The following is a 25533-nucleotide window of genomic DNA, read 5'->3' as shown; positions in this document are numbered from 1 at the left end:
GCCTCCTTTAGCGGCGAATGACGCCGACACTCAAGCCTTCGATCACCAGGTCCTGGTCTTTCAGGTTGACTTCGATCGGGGCAAACTCAGGGTTCTCGGCCAGCAGCCAGACCTTGCTGCCTTCACGCTTGAAGCGCTTGACGGTGACTTCATCGCCGATACGGGCCACGACGATCTGGCCATTGCGGGCTTCGCGGGTGGTGTGGACGGCCAGCAGGTCGCCATCGAAAATGCCCACGTCCTTCATGCTCATGCCGTGCACGCGCAACAGGTAGTCGGCGCGAGGATGGAAGAAGGTCGGGTTGATATTGCAGGATTCCTCGACGTGCTGCTGCGCCAGGATCGGCGCACCGGCGGCGACGCGACCGATGATCGGCAATGTCGATTCGTCGGCCTTGGCTTCGAAGCCAGGGATTCGAATACCCCGCGAGGCACCCGGGGTCATCTCGATCGCGCCTTTGCGGGCGAGAGCCTTGAGGTGCTCCTCTGCGGCGTTCGGGGACTTGAATCCCAATTCCAGGGCAATCTCCGCACGGGTCGGCGGGTAACCATTGTCATCAAGGCAGCGCTTGATAAAAGCCAGAATCTCAGCTTGGCGTGGCGTCAGTTTTAGCATGTTGATCGCTCTGTCTTTTTATACAGTGACTGGGATTATATACAGTGGACTGCGCTTGGCAATCATCCTTTTCATCGGCTCCGCTGGACGGTCGTGCGTCATCCTTCCTACGGCCCAGAAATAGTGCTCCCTACAGAGCGAGAGGGATGTGGTTAAATAGCCATGCGCGTGATGACTATCCGGCCGGAAAACGAACCCGCAGGCTTGACAAGACATACTCTGAAACGTATGTTTCAAACAAGTGTTTGTCAGGCGGAGTAGCCATGGCCCAGTCGGAAACCGTTGAACGCATTCTCGATGCTGCCGAGCAGTTGTTCGCGGAAAAAGGATTTGCTGAAACCTCACTACGGCTGATCACTAGCAAGGCTGGGGTCAACCTTGCCGCGGTGAACTACCATTTCGGCTCAAAAAAGGCCCTGATCCAGGCAGTGTTTTCGCGCTTTCTGGGGCCATTCTGCGCCAGTCTTGACCGTGAGCTGGAGCGTCGTCAGGCCAAGGCCGATCACAAGCCGAGCCTGGAAGACCTGCTGGAAATCCTCGTTGAGCAAGCGTTGGTCGTGCAGCCACGCAGCGGCAACGACCTGTCAATCTTCATGCGTTTGCTGGGCCTGGCGTTCAGCCAGAGCCAGGGCCACCTGCGGCGTTACCTGGAAGACATGTACGGCAAGGTGTTCCGCCGCTATATGTTGCTGGTCAACGAAGCCGCCCCGCGTATTCCGCCTATCGAACTGTTCTGGCGCGTGCATTTCATGCTCGGCGCCGCGGCTTTCAGCATGTCCGGTATCAAGGCATTGCGAGCAATTGCCGAGACCGATTTCGGGGTGAACACCTCCATCGAGCAGGTGATGCGGCTGATGGTGCCATTCCTCGCTGCCGGCATGCGCGCCGAAACCGGCGTCACCGACCCGGCCATGGCCGCTGCCCAGTTGCGCCCACGCAGCAAGAGCGCACCGACCGCCGCCAAGGTTTGACTGCCCCCGGGTGTGCGTGGCCGCTTGCATCCGCTAAGCTAGCCGCCATGCCGATTTCAGCTATCTATTCGCAACCCGTCGTGCTTGCCGTGTCTGGTAAGGGCGACGGGTTGTGTGCGTTATTTAAGGAAGGTTTATGACTGCTGCCCTGCAAGGTTCTTTGATGGTCGACGTGGCCGGCACCTGGCTGACGGCCGAGGATCGCCATCTGTTGCGCCAACCGGAGGTGGGCGGCCTGATCATTTTTGCACGCAATATCGAGCACCCACGCCAGGTTCGCGAGTTGAGCGCGGCGATTCGTGCAGTGCGCCCGGACCTGCTGCTGGCGGTCGACCAGGAAGGTGGCCGCGTACAGCGCCTGCGCCAAGGCTTCGTGCGCTTGCCGGCCATGCGTGCGCTGGCCGATAACCCCAACGCTGAATACCTGGCAGAACAGTGCGGCTGGATCATGGCCACCGAAGTACTGGCTGTGGGTCTCGACTTGAGTTTCGCCCCGGTACTGGACCTCGACTACCAACGCAGCGCCGTGGTCGGCACTCGCTCCTTCGAAGGCGACCCCGAGCGTGCCGCCGTCCTCGCTGGCGCCTTTATCCGTGGCATGAACGGCGCCGGTATGGCCGCCACGGGCAAGCACTTCCCCGGGCACGGTTGGGCCGAGGCCGATTCTCACGTCGCCATTCCCAATGACGAGCGCAGCCTGGAACAAATTCGCGCCAATGACCTGGTGCCCTTCGCACGCTTGAGCAAGAAATTGGCCGCAGTGATGCCCGCGCACGTGATCTACCCGCAGGTGGACAGCCAGCCCGCCGGCTTCTCGCGCCGCTGGTTGCAGGACATCCTGCGCGGCGAGTTGCAGTTCGACGGGGTTATTTTCAGTGATGACCTGTCCATGGCGGGCGCCCATGTGGTCGGCGATGCGGCCAGTCGGATCGAGGCGGCGCTGACGGCGGGTTGTGATATGGGGCTGGTATGCAATGACCGCGCGGCTGCCGAGCTGGCACTCACCGCCGCGCAGCGGATGAAGGTCACGCCGTCGGCACGGATTGCGCGTATGCGTGGGCAGGCGGTTGCGTCAACTGATTACAAACAGGATCCGCGCTGGTTGACGGCTCTCACAGCGTTGCGGGACGCTCAGCTGATTGAGTAAACGGTGCCTGTGCTGTTAGAAGCTTGGTGTAAGAAGTATCTGAATGTAGCTGTAGCTATCTCTTACCGCTTAGTAGGAGTCGCCCTGCTTTAAATCTCGCTGCTGACCGCTATAGAGTTCTGTTCCATGAATGACCTGATTGCACGTATCGTCGAGTTGGATTGGCAGGAATACTTTGACCCTCGTTCGTTGGAGCGTGGGTTTGAGTATGCTGGCGAACATCGTCTTGAAATAAAAGAATTCGGACATGACAGGCTGATTGCACAGTGCAAGGGGTCTGGCCGTAATGTCTATACCCTGGCGATTACCCTGGAGGGTGCAGCATCCCGTTGGACGGGTATCAGGTGTGTGTGTTCCTGCCCGGTGGCGATCAATTGCAAGCACGCCGCTGCGACCTTGTTTACGTTGACCGTGCTGTATGACGAGCTGAACGCCCCGAAAAAGCAGGTGGCTGACCGTCTGAGCCCGCAGCTCGAAAACTGGCTTGAGAGTATCCCCAAGCCCACACCTGCCGATGATGTACAACACAAGAACACCGGTACCTGTTTGCTGTACCAACTCGCCCCCGATGCTTATTCAATGAGGTGGTCACTGGAGGTATATCGGGCACGCGTGACGAAGAAAGGTGACTACAGCGATATCAAGCCGCTGCACTCGATGGATGAAATATTGCGGCGTACTCCCGCTTATATGCATGAGCTGGATATAAGCCTTGGTCGCTTGCTCATGTTGAGCCGTCCTTACCTGAGCTACGGCAGCACTTTTCAGTTAGCGGGTGAGGCGGGCGCCGAAATACTCCAGCTGGCGTTGACAACCCAGCGTCTGTTCTTTGATTTGGATGCTGGGTTAGCGCTTAACCCGGGGCCTGTCCGTGCCGCTCGTTTCAATTGGGCCGTGATGCCTGACGGCAATTATTGTCCTGAATGGCTCAGCAATGGTCGTGAACTGGACGAAGTATTGCCTCTCAAGCCGCTCCATTATCTGGACTTGGACAACATGCAGTTGGGCGTGCTTGAGCCTGGGGTGGATGAGAACCTGGCGATACATTTATGTGGCCTGCCCGTGATTCCAGCTGATCAGGTGGCGATGTTCAGTCATCGGCTAAGTGTGGTGTCCCAAGCCATTCCTCCGCCACGTGAGCTGACCGAGCGCGTCGTGGATACGCTGGAACCACAAGGCTGCCTCACCTTGGGAAGCGACGAATCCTACGTCTACAGCCAGACCGACTATCGACGAATGCCCATCCTGGAACACCGCGCTGCCTTGGCTTTCCGTTACGACACCAGCCTGGTCAGCGGCAAGGGCACTGAAGACATCCTGTTTCTCAACGGCACCGAAACCCAGCGCATTCAACGCAAGCCGGCGGCTGAAAAAGCCCTGCGCAAGACGCTCACAAAAATCGGCTTCAAAACGGTCAATCGTAAAACCCGTGCGCTGCCTGCCAGTGCAGGAGAGATGTTCGATCTACCCAATGATGAAGCCTGGCTGGCGTTTGTTGAGAGCGGGCTGTCGGTTTTGCGTGAGGCAGGATGGGACGTCGTCATCCATCCGGGGTTTTATTACGATGTGGAGGCTGTAGACGGCTGGTACGCGGACATCGATGAGTCGCCCGGCCACGAGTGGTTTGACCTTGAGCTGGGCATTGAGGTCAACGGCGAGCGTCACAGCCTGCTGCCAATAGTACTTGACTTGATGCGTCGTCAACCCAAGCTGCTTGACGCCGCCTACATGGCCGAGCGTGATGATCAGGAGCGCGTATTGGTCAGTCTGGGCGCCCGCACTCAAACCAAAGTCGCGCTGCCCTACGGTCGTATCAAACCCCTGATGGCGACCCTCGGCGAACTCTACCTGCGTGCACCGGAAGGCGATGCACTGCGGCTGAGTGCGCCGGATGCGGCACGGCTCAGTAACCTGGATGCACTACCCTTGGTCTGGCAGGGGGGCGAGCGACTGCGTGATTTTGCCAAGCGCCTTAAAGACTCCATTCACGTTCATGTGCCGGCACCTCGGGGCCTGAACGCGGAACTACGCGGCTATCAGCTCGAAGGGCTGAACTGGATGCAAACCCTGCGCGAGCTGGAAGTCGGCGGGATCCTGGGCGACGACATGGGGCTTGGCAAAACCCTGCAGGCGCTCGCCCATCTACTCTGCGAAAAGCAGTCTGGCCGTTTACAGGCGCCTGCACTGGCGGTAATGCCCACCAGCTTGATCCCGAACTGGATGGACGAAGCTGCGCGTTTTACGCCACAGCTCAAAGTCCTGGCACTGCACGGTGCGCAGCGTCAGGCTGACTTCATGCGCTTGACCGATTACGACCTGGTACTCACCACCTATGCACTGTTGCCGCGGGACCTTGAAGTCCTGCAGCCTCAGCGCTGGAGCGTGCTGATCCTGGACGAAGCGCAAAACATCAAGAACCCCAACAGCAAAGCGGCCCAGGCTGCTCGTCAGTTGGAGGCCGGTCAGCGTTTATGCTTGAGCGGTACGCCTCTGGAAAACCATCTGGGCGAGTTGTGGTCGCTGTTTCATTTCTTGTTGCCGGGCTGGTTGGGCGATAGCAAGACCTTTAACCGCGATTACCGCACGCCCATCGAGAAGCACGGTAATGCCCAGCGGATGCAACATCTCACGGCGCGTATCAAACCGTTCTTGTTGCGAAGGAAAAAGGAGCAGGTCGCGACGGAATTACCGCCCAAGTCCGAAATCGTCCACTGGGTCGAGCTGAGCGACGCACAGCGGGATGTTTACGAAACGGTGCGCGTGGCAATGGATAAAAAGGTGCGCGACGAAATCAGTCGGCATGGCGTGGCCCGCAGCCAGATCATCATTCTTGAAGCCCTGCTCAAACTGCGCCAGGTGTGCTGTGACTTGCGGCTGGTCAAGTCTGCACCGGTGACTAAGGCTGCCAAGGCCGGCGCCGGCAAGTTGGGCAACTTGATGGAGATGCTGGAAGAGTTACTCAGCGAGGGGCGGCGGATTTTGTTGTTCTCGCAATTCACCTCGATGCTGGCGTTGATTGAAGAAGAGCTCAAGCAGCGTGGGCTTGAGTATTCGATCCTGACTGGAGACACCCTTGACCGACGTACTCCAGTGAAGAACTTCCAGGACGGCAAGACACCGTTGTTCTTGATCAGCCTGAAAGCGGGCGGTACGGGCTTGAACCTGACGGCGGCCGATACGGTGATTCATTACGACCCGTGGTGGAACCCGGCAGTGGAGAACCAGGCTACTGACCGAGCTTATCGTATAGGCCAGGAAAAGCCGGTGTTTGTGTACAAGATGATTGCGCGGGGCACGGTCGAGGAGAAGATTCAGGCGTTGCAGTTGGAGAAGGCCGCGTTGGCCGATGGGGTGCTGGAAGGTGGCGCCAGTGCGGGTTGGAAGCTGGAGCAGCGGGATATTGAGGCGCTGTTTGCACCTTTACCTGGCTGAAAATCGCGGCGCGCCCTTCGCGAGCAAGCCCGCTCCCACACTTGAATCTATTCACAAATCAAAATGTGGGAGGGGGCTTGCCCCCGATGGCGATGGAGCAGTCAGCGCTTTTCTTGCTTGTTGGGCAGTGGCGCAAACAACGCCTCAATCTCTTCATTACCCAACTGCCAATCCCCAGTCGTACGCCCATCCAGCACGCCCGCCGCCAGGTCGGATTTCTCCTTTTGCAGGTGCTGGATTTTCTCCTCCACCGTGCCCCGCGCAATCATCTTGTACACAAACACCGGCTTTTCCTGCCCGATACGGTACGCACGGTCAGTGGCCTGGTTTTCCGTGGCCGGGTTCCACCACGGGTCGTAATGAATCACGGTGTCGGCTTCGGTCAGGTTCAAGCCCACGCCACCGGCTTTCAAGCTGATCAGAAAGATCTGCAGCTTGCCGCTCTGGAAATCCTTTACCGGTGTGCGCCGGTCACGGGTCTGACCGGTCAGCAGTGCATAGGCAATCCCGCGTTTATTCAGCTCGATCTCGATCAGGCTCAGCATTGAGGTGAACTGGGAAAACAGCAGTATTCGCCGGCCCTCGGCAAACAGCTCGTCGAGCATTTCCATCAGGCTGTCGAGCTTACCCGAGCTGCTGCCACGCACCGCCAGGCTGGCATCGTTGACCAGGCGCAGGTCGCAGCACACCTGGCGCAGCTTGAGCAGGGCTTCAAGAATGATGATCTGGCTACGCGCCACGCCCTTGCGGGTGATCTCATCGCGGACCTTTTTATCCATGGCCAGCCGCATGGTTTCGTACACGTCGCGCTGGGCCTCGTTGAGGTCGACCCAGTGGATGATTTCGGTCTTGGGTGGCAATTCGGTCGCCACCTGTTCCTTGGTGCGGCGCAGCAGGAACGGTTTGATTCGACCGTTGAGGTGCTGCAAGCGCACGTCACTGGCGCGTTTTTCAATCGGCACGCGGTAATCACGGTTGAAGCTCTTCACGTCGCCCAGCCAACCCGGTAACAGGAAGTGGAACAGCGACCACAGTTCACCCAAGTGGTTTTCCAATGGCGTGCCGCTCAGGCACAGGCGCTGGCGGGCATTCAGCTCGCGTGCGGCCTGGGCGGCCTTGCTGGACGGGTTCTTGATGTACTGCGCTTCATCCAGGATCAATACATGCAAGGGCAGGGCGGCGAGCGTGTCGATGTCCTTGGGCAGCAGGGCATAGGTGGTCAGCAGCAGGTCGTAGTCGTGCAGGTTGGCGAAGTGTTTCTTGCGCCCTGCGCCGTACAGTGCCTGCACCCGCAGTTGCGGGGTGAAGTGCGCAGCTTCGTCGAGCCAGTTCGGAATCAGGCTGGTGGGCATCACGACCATGCAGGGCCGATCAAGGCGCCCGGCGATTTTCTCGGTGAGAATATGCGCCAGGGTTTGCAGGGTTTTGCCCAGGCCCATGTCGTCCGCGAGAATCCCACCCACTTCCAACTGGCGCAGTGACTGCATCCAGCTCAAGCCTTCCAGTTGATAGGGGCGCAAGGTTGCGTTCAGGCCCTCGGGCGCGACGCAGGTGAAGTCCTTGATGTCCCGCAGGCGTTGGGCGAAGTTGCGGATCTTCTCGCCGCCTTCCCATTGCAACGGCAGGTCTTCCAGCGGGTTGAGCCTGATCGCGTCGGCCTTGGCCAGGCGCAACGTCGTGGTGCCGGTTTCCTGCAGGTAGAACTCGCCGAGAGTCGCCAGCACCGGCTTCAAGCGCCCGTAGGGCAGCGCCACTTGCAGCGGGCCGTGGCCGTTGGGCAGCCCGGGAATATTCACCAGGATCAGTTCATCATCGCGGCGCCTTGCGAGTTTTTCCGGGTTGAGGATCTCGGTGTGGGAGCGCATCAGGTTCAACAGGATCGGCAGCAGGCTCAACCGCTCGCCATTGACGATGATGCCCAGCTCCAGGTCGAACCAGTCACGCTCGGGTGCTTCATCGACGCTGGCGTACCAGTCGTCCACCGGGCTCAGGTCGAAACCGAAGTCTTCATCAATTTGCAGCTCCCAGCCCTCGGCCCGCAGCGTTGGCGATGAGTTGAGCGTGAAGTTCAGCCAGGCGCTGTCGTTGACCATCTCGAACAGCTCGCCGGCACTTTCCGGCAGGGCCTTGCTCTGGCGCGTGGCGATCTTGAAGCCGAGCAGGCGCAGTTGCTCGCGATAGGATTGCTCCAGCTCGGGATGGCGCCTGATGCGCAGGCTCTGAGTTTCCTGGCGCACGATAATGTCGGCATTTTTTTGCCCGCTGACATAGTTGCCCAGGTAGTTGAATGACAGCGCCGCACGATGCTGGATATAGCGCTGCATCTTGCCGTTGCGCGGCTCGAACGCGCTGAACTCCACACTGGCCAGCCACAAGCGTGGCACCGGATGTACATCGTCCATCACCACCTGTGGCAACACCACGCGGTTATCCAGTACGGCCTGGAGCTTCTCCAACAGTTCGGCATCCTGGGCCGCCGCCGGGTAGGCCAGGGTTTCCTGGACCTTGAGCAGCACCGCTGCGATATGTTTGCAGTTGGTATGCACCGGGCACGTACAACGGCTGTCCACCAGGATCAGCATGCCCTTGGCCGACTCGCGCAGCGAGATGGTCTGGCGGTACACATTGCCACCCGAGCCTTCGCAGCTGGCGATGATGGTGCTGTCGCCGCACTCGACGATGCGTACGCGGTTTTCCAGGGCGTAGCGCCGCCCGCGCTCAAGGCTTTGCTCTTTAAAGCGATTGGCCCACGAAGGGGCCAGGGGTTTGGTCAGTGACGACGTCAGGGGCATGGCGCTGGATCAGTCCTGAAGGTCGGGCGGTGGAGCGCTGGGTGGCTTGGCGGTCAGCGAGGTGATCTTGATCAGCAGCGCCAGGTGACCGCCGTCCAGGTAGTTGAGCTGGTTGTTCTTGGTGCGCACGTCTTTCTGGCTCAGGTGTTCGCTGGTAATCACGCTGCCGTTATTGTCGAACTGGTTGATCCAGAAATCCGCGTCGATATCGGTAAAGCGCCCCAATTGCAGGCTCAACACACCTTCGATGGGGAACTGGCCGAATTGCTCCTGGCCGTCGGTGATCGCGACTTTGACCGGCTGCTCGCCCAGGTTCTGTTCCCAGGCCTTGTGGGCGAGCACCGTGTAGTTGGCATCGGCACGCAGCTTGTCGACGATATTGCCCAGGCGCGGCGGGCTCATCCGTTCGCCCAGGCGCGGTGCACCTTCATCCCAGTTTTCCGGTGCGGCGCGACTGTTGATCACCGGCTCGGCATTCTGGCGTACCAGGATCATTTCCACCTGGTACAGGCTGTCGGCAAATGCCGACGGCGCAAGTACCAGCAACAACAGGCTCAGAATGCGGAACAGGCGCATGGCGGCGTCCTTCAAGCGGATTTCGGAAGGAGGCGCTCAAACAGCGCCTCCAGGGTATTGAAGCGTTCTTCGGCACGTTCCATCGGCACCATGAACTTGAACAGCGTAGCCCCTTCGAACTTGTAGCGATTAGGCTGGCCCTGGATCAGCTTGATCAGCACCAATGGGTCTACCGGCGTCTGCGCTTCGAATTCGATGCGTCCGCCTTGCGGTCCGGCGTCGACCTTCTTGATACCCAACTGCTCGGCCTGCAACTTGAGCAGGGTCAGGCGCACCAGGTTCTTGGTCGGTTCCGGCAGCAGGCCGAAGCGGTCGATCATTTCCACTTGCAGGTCCTTGAGACCTTCTTCGTCAGTCGCCGAGGCAATGCGCTTGTACAGGATCAGCCGTGCATGCACATCCGGCAGGTAGTCTTCGGGAATCAACGCCGGCAGGCGCAGGTTGATCTCCGGGCCGCCGCCCAGGGGTTGGTCGAGGTTCGGTTGCTCGCCCTTGCGGATGGCTTTCACTGCGCGTTCGAGCATCTCCATATACAGGGTGAAGCCGACCGCCTGGATCTGGCCGCTCTGGCCGTCACCGAGCAGTTCGCCGGCGCCACGGATTTCCAGATCGTTGGTCGCCAGTACAAAGCCGGCACCCAAGTCCTGTGTATTGGCAATCGCTTCCAGGCGCTTTTCCGCGTCGCCGGTAATCTGCTGGCGCGGCGGCGTGAGCAGGTAGGCATACGCCTGGTGGTGACTGCGCCCGACGCGCCCGCGCAGCTGGTGCAGCTGGGCCAGGCCGAACTTGTCGGCGCGCTCGATGATGATGGTGTTGGCGCTCGGCACGTCGATGCCGGTCTCGATGATGGTCGAGGCGATCAGCACGTTGAAGCGCTTGTGATAGAAGTCGCTCATCACCTGTTCGAGTTCGCGCTCGCGCATCTGCCCGTGGCCGATGGCGATGCGTGCTTCGGGCACCAGCTCGGCGAGGTCGGCGGCACATTTCTCGATGGTCTTCACATCGTTGTGCAGGTAGTACACCTGGCCGCCACGCAGCAGTTCGCGCAGCAGTGCTTCCTTGACCGTGCTCTTGTTCTGTTCCATTACAAAGGTGCGCACCGACAGGCGACGCGCCGGCGGCGTAGCGATGATCGACAGGTCGCGCATGCCCGAAACCGCCATGTTCAGCGTGCGCGGAATCGGCGTGGCGGTCAGGGTAAGAATGTCGACTTCACTGCGCAGGGCCTTGAGCTGTTCTTTCTGGCGCACACCGAAGCGGTGTTCTTCGTCGATGATCACCAGGCCCAGGTTCTTGATCTTCACATCGTCCGACAGCAGCTTGTGGGTGCCGATGACGATATCGATCTTGCCTTCGGCCAGGTCGGCGATGGCGGCGTTCACCTCCTTGGCGGACTTGAAACGGCTCATCACCTCAACGGTCACCGGCCAGTCGGCAAAGCGGTCGCGGAAGCTGTTGTAATGTTGCTGGGCGAGCAGGGTGGTCGGCACCAGGATCGCCACTTGCTTGCCGCCGTGTACCGCAATGAAGGCTGCGCGCATCGCCACTTCGGTTTTGCCGAAGCCCACGTCGCCACATACCAGGCGGTCCATCGGCTTGGGCGCGAGCATGTCGGCGCGCACCGCTTCGATGGTGGTCTGCTGGTCCGGGGTTTCTTCGAAGGCGAAGCCGGCGCTGAAGGTGGCGTAGTCGGCTTTCGGGTCGGCGAAGGCATAGCCTTCGCGGGCCGCACGGCGGGCATAGATGTCGAGCAATTCGGCAGCTACGTCGCGCACCTGTTCGGCAGCCTTGCGCTTGGCTTTCTGCCAGGTCTCGGAGCCCAGGCGGTGCAACGGCGCCAGGGCATCGTCGCTGCCGGTATAGCGGGCGATCAGGTGCAGGCTGGCCACCGGCACGTAGAGCTTGGCGCCTTCGGCGTATTCCATGGTGAGGAATTCGGCGGCCTGGTTGTCGATCTCCAGGGTCTGCAAGCCCAGGTAGCGACCGACGCCGTGGTCGATATGCACCACCGGCGCGCCTTCGCGCAGTTCGGTGAGGTTCTTGATCACCGCATCATTGTTGGCGTCTGCGCGCTTCTCACGGCGACGGCGCTGCATCACACGCTGGCCGAACAGCGGGCTTTCGGCGATCAGGGCGAGGGCGGGGTCGTCCAGCAGCAGTCCTTCGTCCAACGGCGCGATGGTGATCGCCAGGCGTTCTTTACTGGCGACAAAGTCAGGCCAACTGTCGACGGTCTTCGGCCGCAGTTTCAGGCGTTCCAACAGCTCCAGCAGTACTTCGCGACGCCCGGCGGATTCGGCGGTAAACAGCACGCGGCCGGGAAAGTCACCGAGGAAGTTGGACAGGGCTTCCAGCGGTTGGGTGGCCTTGGCCTGGATCGCCAGGTCCGGCAGCATCCCCGCCGGGAAGCGCTCACGGCCACTGCCGGCGTCCACATCCTGCTGGCTGGCAACTACACGCGGCCAGTTTTTCAGGCGGGCGAAGCAGTCTTCCACCGGCAGGAACAGTTCGGCGGGCGGCAATAAAGGCCGGGACGGATCGACGCGGCGTTCCTCATAGCGGTTGCGCACATCGTTCCAGAAATTTTCCGCCGCCTGTTCGATGCCTGGCAGCGAGAACACTTGGGTGTCCTGGGGCAGGTAGTCGAAGAGGGTGGAGGTTTCGTCGAAAAACAGCGGCAGGTAGTACTCGATACCCGCCGGGGTAATCCCGCTGCTTAAGTCCTGGAAGATTGGGCAGCGACGGAAATCCACGTCAAAGCGCTCACGAAAGCGCGCCTTGAAGCGCGTCACCGCATCTTTTTGCAGCGGGAATTCCCGCGCCGGCAGCAGCTTGATCGAGTCGACCTTGTCGATGGAGCGCTGGTTTTCCGGATCGAAGGTGCGCAAGGTCTCGATTTCGTCATCGAACAGGTCGATGCGATACGGCAACTTGCTGCCCATCGGGAACAGGTCGATCAGGGCGCCGCGCACTGCGAACTCACCGTGCTCGTACACCGTGTCGACGCAGCGGTAGCCGCTGGCTTCCAGGCGCGTGCGCATCTGTTCTACGTCAAGCTTCTGGCCGATATCCAGCACCAGGCTGCTGCCCAGCAGGAACTTGGTCGGCGCCAGGCGATGCAGGGCGGTGGTGATCGGCACCACCAGCACGCCGTGGGCCAGTTCCGGCAGGCGGTACAGGCTGGCGATGCGCTGGGAGATGATGTCCTGGTGCGGCGAGAACAGGTCGTAGGGCAGGGTTTCCCAGTCGGGAAAATGCAGCACCGGCAAATCCGGGGCGAAGAAGCTCAGCTCCTGCTCCAGCCGTTCGGCACTTTGGCTGTCGGCGGTGAGCAGCAGGGTAAAGCGCTTGGCTGCGCTGGCAGCCTCGGCAATGGCCAGGCTCAGGGCGGCACCGGGCAGGTTGCCCCAGTGCTGTTTACCTGCCGCGGCAGGGAGAAGCGGTAGACGCAGAACGGGCACGGAAGGTTGAGCTCCAAGCGTTGCGACAAAGTCGGTAATTGTAACGGCCCGAGGTGCCGCCTGTCAGTTGCTGACTGTGCCTATTACGGTTTGTAGGAAATGTAGTGGCTAAGACAAACAATGCCGGGTTTTGACTCAATATGTAGTGCCAAAAAGCGCGAATGTTTAGGAGGGTTACGGACAAGTCGACCCGTCTGCTCAACTAGTGGCCTTCTGGAACCCGCGTATTTCCTGGGCTGTAGCGCGGTGGTAATTTTTTGCAAGGGCTTTTTGTTGCCCCTCGCGCATTGCTCATCGTGCAGCCGGGCGACATAATGTAGCCCCTTTTTTCAGCCCCTACATGTGGAAGGTTCCCGTGACTCAGAAGCCCGACCAGTGTCTTGGTGAATGGATCGACCGTGAAGCACTCGCAGAAGCGATGATTCCGCTTATCGGCCAGCTGTACCGCAATAACAATGTGGTGAGCTCGATCTATGGCCGCAGCCTGATCAACCAGTCTGTCATCGCGATTCTCAAGGCGCACCGCTTTGCGCGCCATCGCTCCGCCGACGACAGCGAACTCTCCGTCCACGAAACATTCCCACTGCTCAAGGCCATGAGCGAGCTCAAGCTCGGCGCGGCCTCGGTAGACTTGGGCAAGCTGGCCTACAAGTTCCGCAAGGAAGGCGCCGGCCGTAGCGCCGAGCAGTTCGTGCGTGAAGAAATGGCCGATGTGGTTGGCCAGCAAAACGCCGCCCCTCGCAAAGGTACCGACGTAGTGCTGTACGGCTTCGGGCGTATCGGCCGCCTGCTGGCGCGCATCCTGATCGAGAAAACCGGTGGCGGCGACGGCCTGCGCCTGCGTGCCATCGTGGTGCGCAAAGGCGCCGAGAATGACCTGACCAAACGCGCCAGCCTGCTGCGTCGCGATTCGGTACACGGTTCGTTCAACGGCACCATCACCATCGATGAAGAAAACAACACCATCACCGCCAACGGTAACCTGATCCAGGTGATCTACGCGAAGAACCCGACTGAGGTGGATTACACCCAGTACGGCATCCAGGACGCTCTGCTGGTGGACAACACCGGCGTATGGCGTGATGCCGAGGGCCTGGGCCAGCACCTGGCTTGCCCGGGTATCGACCGCGTTGTGCTGACCGCGCCTGGCAAAGGCAAGCTCAAGAACATCGTGCACGGTATCAACCACGCTGAAATCACCGCTGACGACAAGATAGTGTCCGCCGCTTCCTGCACCACCAACGCCATCGTGCCGGTGCTCAAAGCTGTGAATGACAAGTTCGGTATCGTTAACGGCCACGTTGAAACCGTTCACTCCTACACCAACGACCAGAACCTGATCGACAACTTCCACAAGGGCGATCGCCGTGGTCGCAGCGCCGCGTTGAACATGGTGATCACCGAGACCGGAGCTGCTACCGCTGCCGCCAAGGCCCTGCCTGAGCTGGCCGGCAAGCTGACCGGTAACGCGATCCGCGTGCCGACGCCGAACGTGTCGATGGCCATTCTCAACCTCAACCTTGAGAAAGCCGCCACCCGTGAAGAGATGAACGAGTACCTGCGCTACATGGCGCTGCACTCCGATCTGCACAAGCAAATCGACTTCGTCAATTCCCAGGAAGTGGTCTCCACCGACTTCGTCGGCTCGCGCCACGCCGGTGTGGTGGATGCCGAAGCGACCATCACCCAGGACAACCGCGTTGTGCTGTACGTGTGGTACGACAACGAGTTCGGCTACAGCTGCCAGGTGGTTCGCGTGATGGAAGACATGGCTGGGGTCAACCCGCCTGCGTTCCCGCGCTAAGCCTTTGGGCTGAATGAGAAAGCCCCGACTGGTTCGGGGCTTTTTTATGGCTGTGGATTTTGTGTTGCCTGGAGGGCCTCCACAGTGTGATTTGCGTACACATGACAATGTGGGAGGGGGCTTGCCCCCGATAGCGATGGCTCAGTCGACACATTAAACAGATAAGAGTTGTCGCATAATGCTCATTCCGAAATCGGCGCTGATTTGCGTCCTGTAGTATGGCAACACTGGCCTACGACGCGACCAAGGGTTAATGTTCGCGGCGCTCGGCCTTCTATAGACTGTGCCCCGGTTCACACACTTGAGCCAAATTGTCCTTCATGCCCGCTGGCCGCGGCATGATTTAGCCCGGCGTCCAACCGTACGCCTGGCCTGTTCTGAGGAGTACGCATGGCTGTCTACAACTACGACGTGGTGGTACTGGGTTCCGGCCCAGCTGGAGAAGGTGCGGCGATGAACGCTGCCAAAGCAGGGCGCAAGGTGGCGATGGTCGATAGCCGTCGCCAGGTCGGCGGCAACTGCACCCACCTGGGTACCATCCCGTCCAAGGCGTTGCGTCACTCGGTGCGCCAGATCATGCAATTCAATACCAACCCGATGTTCCGGGCCATTGGCGAGCCACGTTGGTTCTCGTTCCCGGATGTATTGAAGAGCGCCGAAAAAGTCATCTCCAAGCAAGTCGCCTCGCGCACCGGCTATTACGCCCGTAACCGCGTCGACCTGTTCTTCGGCACCGGCAGCTTCGCCGATGAGCAAACCGTCGAAGTGGTCTGCGCCAACGGTGTGGTCGAGAAGCTGGTGGCCAAGCACATCATCATTGCCACCGGCTCGCGCCCGTATCGTCCGGCGGACATCGATTTCCACCACCCGCGTATCTACGATAGCGACACCATCCTCAGCCTGGGCCACACCCCGCGCAAACTGATCATCTATGGCGCCGGCGTGATTGGCTGTGAGTACGCCTCGATCTTCAGCGGCCTGGGTGTGCTGGTGGAACTGGTGGACAACCGTGACCAGTTGCTCAGCTTCCTCGACTCGGAAATCTCCCAGGCGTTGAGCTACCACTTCAGCAACAACAACATCACCGTGCGTCACAACGAAGAGTACGAGCGGGTCGAAGGCCTGGACAACGGGGTGATCCTGCACCTCAAGTCCGGCAAGAAGATCAAGGCCGACGCCTTGCTGTGGTGCAACGGCCGTACCGGCAACACCGACAAGCTGGGCATGGAAAACATCGGGGTCAAGGTCAACAGCCGTGGCCAGATCGAAGTGGACGAGAACTATCGCACCTGTGTGACCAATATCTACGGTGCCGGTGACGTGATCGGCTGGCCCAGCCTGGCCAGCGCCGCCCATGACCAGGGCCGTTCGGCCGCCGGCAGCATCGTCGACAATGGCAGCTGGCGCTACGTGAACGATGTGCCGACCGGGATCTACACGATTCCCGAGATCAGCTCCATCGGCAAGAACGAGCACGAGCTGACCAAGGCCAAGGTGCCTTACGAAGTGGGCAAGGCGTTCTTCAAGAGCATGGCGCGTGCGCAGATCGCCGGTGAGCCGCAAGGCATGCTGAAGATCCTGTTCCACCGGGAAACCCTGGAAGTCCTCGGCGTGCATTGCTTCGGCTACCAGGCGTCGGAGATCGTGCACATCGGCCAGGCGATCATGAGCCAGCCGGGTGATCTCAACACCCTCAAGTATTTCGTCAACACCACCTTCAACTACCCGACGATGGCCGAAGCCTATCGGGTGGCCGCCTACGACGGCCTCAACCGGCTTTTTTGAGCGGCTCCGGCCGGTGGCCTGAGCCGGCCGGGGAGACCGATTTCAGTAATTCCCGAGGGTGGCAGTGGCCAAACCGGGAAAGTCTGTAATCAGGCTATCTACGCCGAAGTCGGCGAGCCTGCGCATCAGCGCGGGTTCGTTGACTGTCCACACGGACACGTGCAGGCCCTGGCGCTGGGCTTTTTCCAGCCGCTCAGGGGTGCACAGCGTCCAGTTCAACGCCAAGTATTCACAGCCATAGTTCTGCGCGACCTTCAACGGGTCGAGCCAGGCATATTCGGCGACCAGGCCGCGTGACAGGTCCGGGGTGAGTTCGACCGCCGCCTTGAGCACTTCCCGCGAGCTTGACGTCACGGTGACCTTGTCCATCAGGCCAAAACGCACGGCCATTTCACGGATTGCCAGCACGGTGGTCGCAGCACGGGTACGCGAGGCGCTTTTGACTTCCAGTTGCCAGTGATCGAAGTCGCACTTTTCGAACAGCTCCTCCAGCCGCGGGATCGGGCACGGGGTGACCCAGCCTGGGCCGCCTTTGCGCGCGTCCATTTTCACCAGGTCGGCTGCCGAGTACTCGACGACTTTGCCGCGCCGGTCGGCGGTGCGCTTGAGGGTCGGGTCGTGGATGACCATCAGCTCGCCGTCCATGGACAGGTGCAAATCCAGTTCGCAACGGCGCACGCCGTGCTTGAGGCACTCCTGAAAGCTGGTCAGGGTGTTTTCCGGTGCTTCGCCTTTGGCACCGCGGTGGCCGTAGATCAGGGTCACAGTTGCTCCTTTGCGCCAGGTGATCTGGCGGGGTCATACGAATTCAGGTGTCCTGGGCGTCACTTTGTTCTCGCGCCAGGCGCCGTTCCTGCGCCTGTTTCTGCAGGATGTAGCGCGCCAGCAACTGGCGTTGGGCATCGGTCATGGATTCGAATTCCGTGCCCACAGCAAAGCCGTCGCCCTTGGGATCGCAATGGGTCACCCGCGCGCGCAGCAACAGGCCGAGCGCCTGGGGCATCAGCACCAGCTTGACCGCCAGGTGAGTATCGGGTGCCAGCGGGGTAGGGTGCTGGAAGTCGATGCCGCCCTCGGAAAGAATCACCGGTTGCGGCGCGCCTACTTCATTCAGCAGGCCGCGGGCCATGACCTGGCTGAGCAGGTCCAGGCGTTTGTTCTGCACTTTGAGGAACGCTGCCAGGCTGCGGTCTTTCTCGCTGATCTGGCGCAGCAGGTGCTGGGCTTCGAATTCGCTCAGGTGCAGTTCGCTCAGCAGGTTGAACAGCGGCGAATCATCCAGCAACACTTCCTTGCTCGCCGCTTCGGGGCCAGACAATGTGCTGATTTGAAGTGCGATCATGTCGTCGATACGGTAGTATTCGCGGCGCTCTTCTTCATCTAATGTCGACATGGCGAACCCCAGGTTACGGTAATGGTCTGAGTGTAAAGCTGCTTACCAGACCCCGCCACCGGGACGTCTTCTTTTCCTCCGAACAAGCCCCGACATGTTCAGACCTCTCTTCGTATTTATTGGCACGCGTTATACCCGTGCAAAGCGTCGCAATCATTTTGTGTCGTTCATTTCCTTGACCTCGATGATCGGTCTCGCCCTGGGCGTGGTCGTGATGATCGTGGTGCTGTCGGTGATGAACGGCTTCGATCATGAGATGCGTACCCGCGTGCTGGGCATGGTGCCCCACGCGACCATCGAGGGCGACGCGCCCATCGATGACTGGCAAAGCCTGGCCGCCAAGGTCAAGCAGAACCCCAAGGTGGTGGCCGTTGCGCCGTTTACCCAGATGCAGGGGTTGCTGACCAACGACGGCAAGGTGCAGAAGATCCTGCTCAATGCCATCGACCCGGCCCAGGAGCGCAACGTCTCGATCATCGACCGGTTCATGTTGCAGGGTAAGCTCGACGACCTGGCGCCCGGCAGCTTTGGCATCGTCATCGGCGACAAGGCCGCGGCCAAGCTCGGCGTGGGCGTCGGTGACAAGCTGACCTTCGTCGCTCCGGAAGTCACCGTGACCCCGGCCGGCATGTTCCCGCGCATGAAGCGCTTTACCGTGGTTGGCACCTTCCATGTCGGCGCCGGCGAGATCGACGGTTACATCGGCGTGACCAACCTCACCGACCTGGCCCGCCTGCATCGCTGGCAGCCGGACCAGGTGCAGGGTCTGCGCCTGAAATTCAATGACCTGTTCGATGCGCCGCGCGGCGCCTGGGAAATCGCCCAGCACCTGGGCGAGTCGCAGTACTACGCCCGCGATTGGACCCGCACCCACGGCAACCTGTACCAGGCCATCCGCATGGAAAAAGCCATGATCGGCCTGCTGTTGCTGCTGATCGTGGCGGTTGCCGCCTTCAACATCATTTCCACGCTGGTGATGGTGGTGAACGACAAGAAGGGCGATATCGCCATCCTGCGCACCCTGGGCGCCACGCCGGGGCAGATCATGGCGATCTTCATGGTGCAGGGCACCGTGATCGGCGTGGTCGGCACCTTGATCGGCACGGCGGTGGGCATCCTCGCCGCGTTGAACGTCAGCGCCGCCATCGCCCTGCTTGAAAAAGTGATCGGCCACAAGTTTCTCAACGCTGACGTCTACTTCATCGATTACTTGCCGTCCCAGGTGCAAACCCAGGACGTGCTGATGGTGGGCGGCGCCGCGTTGGTCCTGAGCTTCCTTGCCACCCTGTATCCAGCCTGGCGCGCGGCACGTACCCAGCCAGCACAGGCATTACGTTATGAGTGAATCGGGCATGAGTGAAAAAGCAATCCTGAGCTGCCGCAACCTGGGCAAATCCTACGAGGAAGGCCCGGAATCTGTGGTGGTGCTGTCCAACCTGCAACTTGAACTGCACCCGGGCGAGCGCGTGGCAATCGTCGGCAGTTCAGGTTCCGGCAAAAGTACCTTGCTCAACCTGTTGGGCGGCCTCGATACGCCGTCCCAGGGCAGCGTATGGCTGGCCGGTGAAGAGCTGTCGGCGTTGAATGAAAAGGCCCGTGGGCAACTGCGCAACCGTTCGTTGGGCTTTGTGTACCAGTTCCACCACCTGTTGCCGGAATTCACCGCCCTGGAAAACGTGTGCATGCCGCTGTTGATCGGCAAGACCGCGATCCCCGAAGCGCGCCAGCGTGCCACAGCCTTGCTGGAGCGCGTCGGCCTCGGCCACCGCCTGGAGCACAAGCCGGCCGAACTGTCCGGCGGCGAGCGCCAGCGTGTGGCGATTGCCCGCGCCCTGGTGAACAACCCGGGCCTGGTGATGCTCGACGAGCCCACCGGCAACCTCGACTCCCACACCGCCCAGGGCATCAAGGACTTGATGCTGGAGCTGAGCACCCAGATGCGCACCGCGTTCCTGGTGGTGACCCATGACATGAGCATGGCCCGGCAGATGGACCGCGTGTTGCACTTGCAGGAAGGTCACCTGGTCGCCATCTGACCTGTTTCAAGCCTGGCGCCTGGCGTCGGGCTTTTTCATTTTTTCAGGCGGTGTACGCGAATGTTCAGACCGTTATCCATTTTCATCGGCACGCGCTATACCCGCGCCAAGCGCCGCAACCGTTTTGTCTCGTTTATCTCGATGACCTCGATGATCGGCCTCGCCCTGGGCGTATTGGCGATGATCGTGGTGCTCTCGGTGATGAACGGCTTCCAGCGCGAAATGAGCTCGCGCATCCTCGGCATGGTGCCCCACGCCACCATCGTCGGCGTAAAGCCGATTGATGACTGGCAACCGGTGGCCGCCGCGGCGATGAAGAATCCGCAAGTCACCGCCGCCGTACCCTTCACGCAGATGGACGGCATGTTCTCCTACAAGGGCGCCATGCAGCCGATCGAGATCAGCGGCGTCGACCCGGCCCAGGAAGGCAAGGTGTCGATCGTGACCCAGCACATTGTGCGCGGCAAGCTGGACGACCTGAAACCCGGTGAGTTCGGCGTGGTGGTCGGCGATATCACCGCACGCCGCTTCCGCCTGAATGTGGGCGACAAGCTGACCCTGATCGTGCCGGAACTCAGCAGCGCCCCAGGTGGCATCACACCGCGCATGCAACGGCTGAACGTGGTGGGCATCTTCAAGGTGGGCGCCGAGCTGGATGGCTCCATGGCGCTGATCCACATGGCCGACGCGGCAGAAATCCAGCATTGGCAGCCCAACCAGGTGCAAAGCGTGCGCCTGGCGGTAAAAGACCTGTACGCGGCACCCAAGGTCTCGGCGGATATCGCCACCAGCCTGGGCGCAGCCTACAAGCCCGATGACTGGACCCACACCCAGGGCAGCCTGTTCAGCGCGATGAAAATGGAAAAGACCATGATCGGCCTGCTGTTGCTGATGATCGTCGCCGTGGCCGCGTTCAATATCATCGCCACCTTGATCATGGTGGTGAACGACAAGGGCGCGGACATCGCGATCCTGCGCACCATCGGCGCCACGCCCCGGCAGATCATGGCGATCTTCATGGTGCAGGGCACGGTGATTGGTGTGGTCGGTACCCTGATTGGCGGGGTGCTGGGGGTGATCGCAGCGCTGAATGTCAGTGAGCTGGTGGGCTGGCTGGAGCGGGTCAGCGGGCAGCATATCTTCAGCTCGGACGTGTACTTCGTCAGCAACCTGCCTTCGGAGTTGCAAGGTGGGGACGTATTGCTGATTTGTTCGGCGGGGTTTGTATTGAGCTTTTTGGCGACGATTTACCCGGCGTATCGGGCGGCGAAGATTGAGCCGGCGCATGCGCTGAGGTACTCGTAAGGCCTCAGACCGCTATCGGGGGCAAGCCCCCTCCCACACTGGACCGCGTTTATTCAGGAACAATGAGGTCAAAATGTGGGAGGGGGCTTGCCCCCGATGGGGCCGGCCCAGCCTGCATCAATCTCCCTTGGGCAACTCGATCACAAACCTTGTCCATCCCGCCTGCGACTCACAATAAATCCTCCCCCCATGGGCCCGCACAATCGATTGGGTAATCGCCAACCCCAGCCCTGCATGCTCACTACTGCCTGCACGCCTTGACGGGTCGGCCCGGTAGAAACGGTCAAACAACCGCGGCAATAACTGCGCTGGAATGCCATCCCCGGTGTTCTCAACCGCAAGTGTCACGCCTTCGTCCATCCGCACCCGTATTTCACCGCCTGGTGGGGTAAACCGCAGCGCGTTATCCAGCAAGTTCGACAAGGCCCGGCGCAACATGCCGCGATCGCCCAGCGTATGGGCGGTGCCTTCGCGTACCAGGCTGACCTGTGCTTCATCTGCCAGTAACGCAAAGAACTCCAGCAACGCGTCGACTTCATCGGCCAGGGCCAAAGGTTCACGTGTCGGTACCAGCAAGCCGTGGTCGGCCTTGGCCAGGTACAGCATGTCGTTGACCAGTTGCGCCATCCATTGCAATTCCTCCAGATTGCTGTGCAGCGCTTCGCGGTAATCCTCCAATGGGCGCGGCTGGGTGAGGATCACCTGGGTCTGGGTCAGCAGATTGGAGAGCGGTGTGCGCAGTTCGTGGGCGATATCGGCGGAGAACGCCGACAGGCGCTGGAACGCGTCGTCCAGGCGCTCCAGCATGGCATTGAAGGCCTGGGCCAATTCCGCCAGCTCCACCGGCATTTGCGCCTGGGGCAGGCGTTGGGTCAGGGAATGGGCGGATACGCTGGCGGCCACCTCGCCCATGCGCCGCAACGGTCGCAACCCACTGCGCGCAGCCCAGGCGCCTAGCAGGGCAGTGGCCAGGGCCGAGAGGCCGACGGTCAGCCAGATCAAACGCTGCATACGCTCCAGAAAGTGCTGATGGTGGGTGATATCGAGGATCAGGCTCAGCTGTGGCGAGCCGGGTTGGCCGGGCGTCAACGGCGCGTTGTACACACGGTAGTCGGTGCCGGCATTTTGCAGGCTGTGCAGGCCGGGTGCTGCGGGCACGCTGAGGTACGGCGCACCGTCCACCCAGCGCTGGTCGGCCGCTGTGATGCGCAAGGTGAAGTCGGGCTGGTGATCAAGTTCTGCGCGTAATTGTGGGCCTCGCAGCGCAAAGGCTTCCCGCGAGTCGACACCCTGCAAGGCGCTGCGCAGGGCCACCAGCTTGCTGTCGAGCAGTTGCCGGTCCAGTTCGATAAAGTGTGCCTCGCTGGCGCGGTTGAACAGCACCCCGGCAATCAACGAGACCACCGCCGTGCAGGCGGCAAACAGCAGCGCCAGGCGGCTGGCCAGGGACAGGCGCTTGATCACGTGAACCGCTCCTCCAGCACATAACCCATGCCGCGCACGGTGTGGATCAGCTTGTTGGGGAAGTTGTCATCGACTTTAAGGCGCAGGCGACGGATCGCCACTTCGATGATGTTGGTGTCGCTGTCGAAGTTCATGTCCCAGACCTGGGAAGCGATCAGGGTCTTGGGCAGCACTTCGCCCTGGCGGCGTAGCAGCATTTCCAGCAGGGCAAATTCCTTGGCGGTGAGGTCAATGCGCTGGCCGTCGCGCTCGACCCGGCGGCGGATCAGGTCCAGGCTCAGGTCGGCCAGTTGCAGGGTGGTTTCCTGCGGTGTGCTGCTGCCACGGCGCAACAAGGTGCGCACCCGCGCCAGCAGTTCGGAAAAGGCGAAGGGCTTGACCAGGTAATCGTCGGCGCCCAGTTCCAGGCCATGCACACGGTCTTCCACGGCATCGCGGGCGGTGAGGAACAGCACCGGCATATCCAGGCCGGCACTGCGCACCGCCTGCAGGATCTGCCAGCCGTCGCGGCCCGGCAGCATCACATCGAGGATCAACAAGTCATAGTCACCGGTCAGCGCCAGGTGCTGGCCGGTCGTGCCGTCGGCCACCAGTTCGGTGGTAAAGCCAGCCTCGGCCAGGCCCTGACGCAGGTAGTGGCCGGTTTTGGGTTGGTCTTCGACGATCAGCAGTTTCATATCGGGCTCTTGGTAAAGGATGGCAGCCGGCCTTTATACCCTGGGCGCAAGGCGATGGGCGCAAGCTGACAAAGTTGTAATCTAGCAGTCAGCTGGCTGGCAGCGAGGCTATCTTAAAGTGCGCCCCAAGCGGGTCACCTATTTTTTGGAGAGTGAAAGATGGCGTTGCGCACACCCCTGTTATTGGCGAGTTGTTTGTTGGCGATGAGCTTCAATGCGCTGGCGGACGCTGCTCACACCTACGCGTTCGGCCAGCCGGCACCGGCGGATAAAGCCACGCGTACTGTGCAAGTCACGCTGCAGGACATTGCCTTCGAGCCCAAGGCCCTGGACGTAAAGGCCGGTGAAACCGTGCGGTTTGTACTGGTCAACAAAGGCCAGCTGCTTCACGAATTCAACCTGGGCGACGCGGCGATGCATGCCGCCCACCAGAAGGAGATGTTGCAGATGCAAGCCAGCGGCATGCTCACCGCCACCGGCATGGGCAAGATGGACCACAGCGCCATGGGCCACGGCGATATGGGTGGCATGAAGCACGACGATCCCAACAGCGTGTTGGTGGAGCCGGGCAAGACTGCCGAACTGACGTGGACCTTCACCAAAGCCACGGGCCTGGAGTTCGCCTGCAACCTGCCGGGGCATTATCAGGCGGGCATGGTCGGCAAACTGACCGTTGAGTGAGGCGTTTGTTAAGGGCGGGGGCAAAGGCTGGTAGACTGGCGCGGTTTATTTAGCCAGGTTTCCGCCATGCATCCCGCAGCCGAACATTCGCCGCTGGGCAAGTCCAGTGAATACATCTCTACCTATACGCCTTCGTTGCTGTTCCCGATCCCGCGTGCCGCCAAGTGGGCCGAACTGGGCCTGAGCGCCGAGACCCTGCCGTACAAGGGCGTGGATTTCTGGAATTGCTTCGAACTGTCCTGGTTGCTGCCGTCGGGCAAGCCGGTGGTGGCCATCGGTGAGTTCAGCATTCCGGCGGACTCGCCGAACATCATCGAGTCCAAGTCGTTCAAGCTGTACCTCAACTCGCTGAACCAGACTGCGTTTGCCGATACGCCAAGCCTTGAAGCTACCTTGCGCACCGACCTCAGCGCTGCTGCCGGCAAGCCGGTGACTGTGCGCATCCGCAGCCTGGCCGACATCGAGGCCGAAGGTGTGATGGCGTTGCCGGGTGCGTGCATTGACGGCCTGGATATCAATGTCAGCAGCTACGAGCACCCGCGCCCGGAGCTGCTGCGCTGTGATGACTCGCGTGTTGTTGAGGAGAGCGTGCACAGCCACTTGCTCAAATCCAACTGCCCGGTGACCAGCCAGCCCGATTGGGGCAGCGTGGTGGTGGAGTACCGTGGCGCGGCATTGGATCACGCCAGCCTGCTGGAATATATCGTGAGTTTTCGCCAGCACTCGGACTTTCATGAGCAGTGCGTGGAGCGGATCTTCCTGGACCTGCAGCGCTTGCTCAAGCCGCAGAAGTTGACTGTGTATGCGCGCTATGTGCGCCGGGGTGGGTTGGATATCAACCCGTACCGCAGCACTGAAAATACCCAGTTCCTGAACGTGCGCCTGGCGCGCCAGTAAGCCTGCATAAACAAGCAAATGTGGGAGGGGGCTTGCTCCCGATAGCGGAGTGTCAGTCACAGCATCTGTGTCTGAACTTCTGCTATCGGGAGCAAGCCCCCTCCCACATTTTGGTTCTTTATTTGGCTTAGGGGCGGGTTAGATCCCGATATTGCCCAAGGTGATCATGATGTTGCGCAATGTCCCGGAAATGACCGGGTGCTCAGCGTCGAACTCTATGGCCGCTTGATTCACATCGTCGGAAATACTGGGTGTCTGAGTCGCCGGTTCAAGTTCAAGTTGTAATTCAAACTTGGCAATCAAGGCGTTTAGCGCTTCACGTTTTTCGTCCGACAGCGGTGGCTCCTGTTCCAACTGCCCGCGCAGGATCTCGACCTGTTCTTCCAGTTTTTTGCGATCAGGCATGACGTTCTTTCCTTTTATCGATAGTCACTGGCATAGACCACGGCACGCCGCGAAAGGTCTACGGGCTGACCTGTAGATTAATCCACTGGGG

The 25533-nt window shown here is 60.6% G+C and carries 19 protein-coding genes; 10 read left to right on the top strand and 9 right to left on the bottom strand.

What is annotated here, in order from left to right; all coding sequences use genetic code 11:
- Positions 1–7: 7 nt before the first annotated feature.
- Positions 8–616 carry a transcriptional repressor LexA gene (gene lexA / locus NMB39_RS21040; RefSeq protein ID WP_003172575.1) on the bottom strand — a complete coding sequence of 203 codons (609 nt, stop codon included), beginning with the start codon at positions 614–616 and terminating at the stop codon, positions 8–10.
- 263 nt (positions 617–879) lie between these two features.
- Here lexA and NMB39_RS21035 point away from each other — a divergent pair, with 263 nt between their 5' ends.
- The 3 genes from NMB39_RS21035 (at position 880) to NMB39_RS21025 (ending at position 6166) form a co-directional block, all read left to right on the top strand.
- The gene (locus tag NMB39_RS21035) at positions 880–1587 is read left to right on the top strand and encodes a TetR/AcrR family transcriptional regulator (RefSeq protein ID WP_367235857.1); all 708 of its coding nucleotides are present in this window, start codon (positions 880–882) and stop codon (positions 1585–1587) included.
- Between the two features lie 136 nt (positions 1588–1723).
- Complete coding sequence (gene nagZ, locus NMB39_RS21030; RefSeq protein ID WP_367235856.1) at positions 1724–2734, top strand: beta-N-acetylhexosaminidase; 1011 nt, start codon at positions 1724–1726, stop codon at positions 2732–2734.
- Between the two features lie 126 nt (positions 2735–2860).
- Positions 2861–6166 carry a DEAD/DEAH box helicase gene (locus NMB39_RS21025; protein ID WP_494340116.1) on the top strand — a complete coding sequence of 1102 codons (3306 nt, stop codon included), beginning with the start codon at positions 2861–2863 and terminating at the stop codon, positions 6164–6166.
- A 101-nt stretch (positions 6167–6267) separates the two neighbouring features.
- Here the strand turns inward: NMB39_RS21025 and NMB39_RS21020 are convergent, their stop codons facing one another.
- Genes NMB39_RS21020 through mfd form a run of 3 tightly spaced genes read right to left on the bottom strand, consistent with a single transcriptional unit; the run spans position 6268 to position 12995 of the window.
- Positions 6268–8958 carry a DEAD/DEAH box helicase gene (locus NMB39_RS21020; protein ID WP_057022096.1) on the bottom strand — a complete coding sequence of 897 codons (2691 nt, stop codon included), beginning with the start codon at positions 8956–8958 and terminating at the stop codon, positions 6268–6270.
- Between the two features lie 9 nt (positions 8959–8967).
- Positions 8968–9534, bottom strand: a complete 567-nt coding sequence (locus NMB39_RS21015; protein WP_057022097.1) for a CsiV family protein — start codon at positions 9532–9534, stop codon at positions 8968–8970.
- An 11-nt stretch (positions 9535–9545) separates the two neighbouring features.
- Positions 9546–12995, bottom strand: coding sequence for a transcription-repair coupling factor (gene mfd, locus NMB39_RS21010; RefSeq protein ID WP_057022098.1), 3450 nt, complete (start codon positions 12993–12995; stop codon positions 9546–9548).
- 340 nt (positions 12996–13335) lie between these two features.
- Here mfd and NMB39_RS21005 point away from each other — a divergent pair, with 340 nt between their 5' ends.
- Together NMB39_RS21005 and sthA are read left to right on the top strand one after the other, a co-directional pair.
- Positions 13336–14799: a glyceraldehyde-3-phosphate dehydrogenase gene (locus NMB39_RS21005; RefSeq protein WP_043047491.1), complete on the top strand. Its 1464-nt coding sequence runs from the start codon at positions 13336–13338 to the stop codon at positions 14797–14799.
- 390 nt (positions 14800–15189) lie between these two features.
- The gene (gene sthA / locus NMB39_RS21000) at positions 15190–16584 is read left to right on the top strand and encodes a Si-specific NAD(P)(+) transhydrogenase (RefSeq protein ID WP_056847305.1); all 1395 of its coding nucleotides are present in this window, start codon (positions 15190–15192) and stop codon (positions 16582–16584) included.
- 42 nt (positions 16585–16626) lie between these two features.
- Here the strand turns inward: sthA and NMB39_RS20995 are convergent, their stop codons facing one another.
- Both NMB39_RS20995 and NMB39_RS20990 read right to left on the bottom strand, forming a co-directional pair.
- A complete protein-coding gene (locus tag NMB39_RS20995; protein WP_046071503.1) occupies positions 16627–17349 on the bottom strand; it encodes a glycerophosphodiester phosphodiesterase in 723 nt (240 codons plus the stop codon).
- A gap of 43 nt (positions 17350–17392) precedes the next feature.
- On the bottom strand, positions 17393–17977 hold the full coding sequence (locus NMB39_RS20990; RefSeq protein WP_057022099.1) for a PilZ domain-containing protein: 585 nt from the start codon (positions 17975–17977) through the stop codon (positions 17393–17395).
- Positions 17978–18071: 94 nt separating this feature from the next.
- Here NMB39_RS20990 and NMB39_RS20985 point away from each other — a divergent pair, with 94 nt between their 5' ends.
- From NMB39_RS20985 to NMB39_RS20975, 3 genes are read left to right on the top strand one after another with little or no spacing between them, the layout of a single operon-like run.
- Positions 18072–19322 (top strand): lipoprotein-releasing ABC transporter permease subunit, encoded by a 1251-nt coding sequence (locus NMB39_RS20985; RefSeq protein ID WP_494340117.1) that lies wholly within the window; start codon positions 18072–18074, stop codon positions 19320–19322.
- Positions 19323–19329: 7 nt separating this feature from the next.
- Entirely contained in the window at positions 19330–20013 is a 684-nt protein-coding gene (gene lolD, locus NMB39_RS20980) for a lipoprotein-releasing ABC transporter ATP-binding protein LolD (RefSeq protein ID WP_019818240.1), read from the top strand.
- A 60-nt stretch (positions 20014–20073) separates the two neighbouring features.
- Positions 20074–21318, top strand: a complete 1245-nt coding sequence (locus NMB39_RS20975; protein ID WP_464006205.1) for a lipoprotein-releasing ABC transporter permease subunit — start codon at positions 20074–20076, stop codon at positions 21316–21318.
- A gap of 117 nt (positions 21319–21435) precedes the next feature.
- On the opposite strand, the gene NMB39_RS20970 is transcribed toward NMB39_RS20975, so the two are convergent.
- Both NMB39_RS20970 and NMB39_RS20965 read right to left on the bottom strand, forming a co-directional pair.
- On the bottom strand, positions 21436–22782 hold the full coding sequence (locus tag NMB39_RS20970; protein ID WP_494340118.1) for a heavy metal sensor histidine kinase: 1347 nt from the start codon (positions 22780–22782) through the stop codon (positions 21436–21438).
- Positions 22779–23459 (bottom strand): heavy metal response regulator transcription factor, encoded by a 681-nt coding sequence (locus tag NMB39_RS20965; protein WP_057022102.1) that lies wholly within the window; start codon positions 23457–23459, stop codon positions 22779–22781. Before NMB39_RS20965 ends, NMB39_RS20970 begins: the two co-directional genes overlap by 4 nt.
- 159 nt (positions 23460–23618) lie before the next feature.
- Between NMB39_RS20965 and copI the strand changes: the two genes are divergently transcribed.
- Both copI and queF read left to right on the top strand, forming a co-directional pair.
- Positions 23619–24140, top strand: a complete 522-nt coding sequence (gene copI, locus NMB39_RS20960) for a copper-resistant cuproprotein CopI (protein WP_494340119.1) — start codon at positions 23619–23621, stop codon at positions 24138–24140.
- 66 nt (positions 24141–24206) lie between these two features.
- A complete protein-coding gene (gene queF / locus NMB39_RS20955) occupies positions 24207–25037 on the top strand; it encodes an NADPH-dependent 7-cyano-7-deazaguanine reductase QueF (protein ID WP_057022104.1) in 831 nt (276 codons plus the stop codon).
- A 138-nt stretch (positions 25038–25175) separates the two neighbouring features.
- Here queF and NMB39_RS20950 read toward each other — a convergent pair whose 3' ends face one another.
- Entirely contained in the window at positions 25176–25442 is a 267-nt protein-coding gene (locus tag NMB39_RS20950) for a DUF4404 family protein (protein ID WP_306957414.1), read from the bottom strand.
- Positions 25443–25533: the final 91 nt, after the last annotated feature.

The organism is Pseudomonas sp. FBCC-B545 (assembly GCF_059134095.1).
This window is presented reverse-complemented; position numbering and strand designations above follow the sequence as displayed.

Bases quoted from the DNA above. Each gene is read 5' to 3' on its own strand.
- copI (WP_494340119.1), top strand. From the start codon at position 23,619: ATGGCGTTGCGCACACCCCTGTTATTGGCGAGTTGTTTGTTGGCGATG.
- sthA (WP_056847305.1), top strand. From the start codon at position 15,190: ATGGCTGTCTACAACTACGACGTGGTGGTACTGGGTTCCGGCCCAGCT.
- NMB39_RS21035 (WP_367235857.1), top strand. From the start codon at position 880: ATGGCCCAGTCGGAAACCGTTGAACGCATTCTCGATGCTGCCGAGCAG.
- NMB39_RS21005 (WP_043047491.1), top strand. From the start codon at position 13,336: ATGTGGAAGGTTCCCGTGACTCAGAAGCCCGACCAGTGTCTTGGTGAA.
- lolD (WP_019818240.1), top strand. From the start codon at position 19,330: ATGAGTGAAAAAGCAATCCTGAGCTGCCGCAACCTGGGCAAATCCTAC.
- NMB39_RS20975 (WP_464006205.1), top strand. From the start codon at position 20,074: ATGTTCAGACCGTTATCCATTTTCATCGGCACGCGCTATACCCGCGCC.
- NMB39_RS20985 (WP_494340117.1), top strand. From the start codon at position 18,072: ATGTTCAGACCTCTCTTCGTATTTATTGGCACGCGTTATACCCGTGCA.
- nagZ (WP_367235856.1), top strand. From the start codon at position 1,724: ATGACTGCTGCCCTGCAAGGTTCTTTGATGGTCGACGTGGCCGGCACC.
- lexA (WP_003172575.1), bottom strand. From the start codon at position 616: ATGCTAAAACTGACGCCACGCCAAGCTGAGATTCTGGCTTTTATCAAG.
- NMB39_RS21015 (WP_057022097.1), bottom strand. From the start codon at position 9,534: ATGCGCCTGTTCCGCATTCTGAGCCTGTTGTTGCTGGTACTTGCGCCG.
- NMB39_RS20990 (WP_057022099.1), bottom strand. From the start codon at position 17,977: ATGTCGACATTAGATGAAGAAGAGCGCCGCGAATACTACCGTATCGAC.
- NMB39_RS20950 (WP_306957414.1), bottom strand. From the start codon at position 25,442: ATGCCTGATCGCAAAAAACTGGAAGAACAGGTCGAGATCCTGCGCGGG.
- NMB39_RS21025 (WP_494340116.1), top strand. From the start codon at position 2,861: ATGAATGACCTGATTGCACGTATCGTCGAGTTGGATTGGCAGGAATAC.
- NMB39_RS20965 (WP_057022102.1), bottom strand. From the start codon at position 23,459: ATGAAACTGCTGATCGTCGAAGACCAACCCAAAACCGGCCACTACCTG.
- queF (WP_057022104.1), top strand. From the start codon at position 24,207: ATGCATCCCGCAGCCGAACATTCGCCGCTGGGCAAGTCCAGTGAATAC.
- NMB39_RS21020 (WP_057022096.1), bottom strand. From the start codon at position 8,958: ATGCCCCTGACGTCGTCACTGACCAAACCCCTGGCCCCTTCGTGGGCC.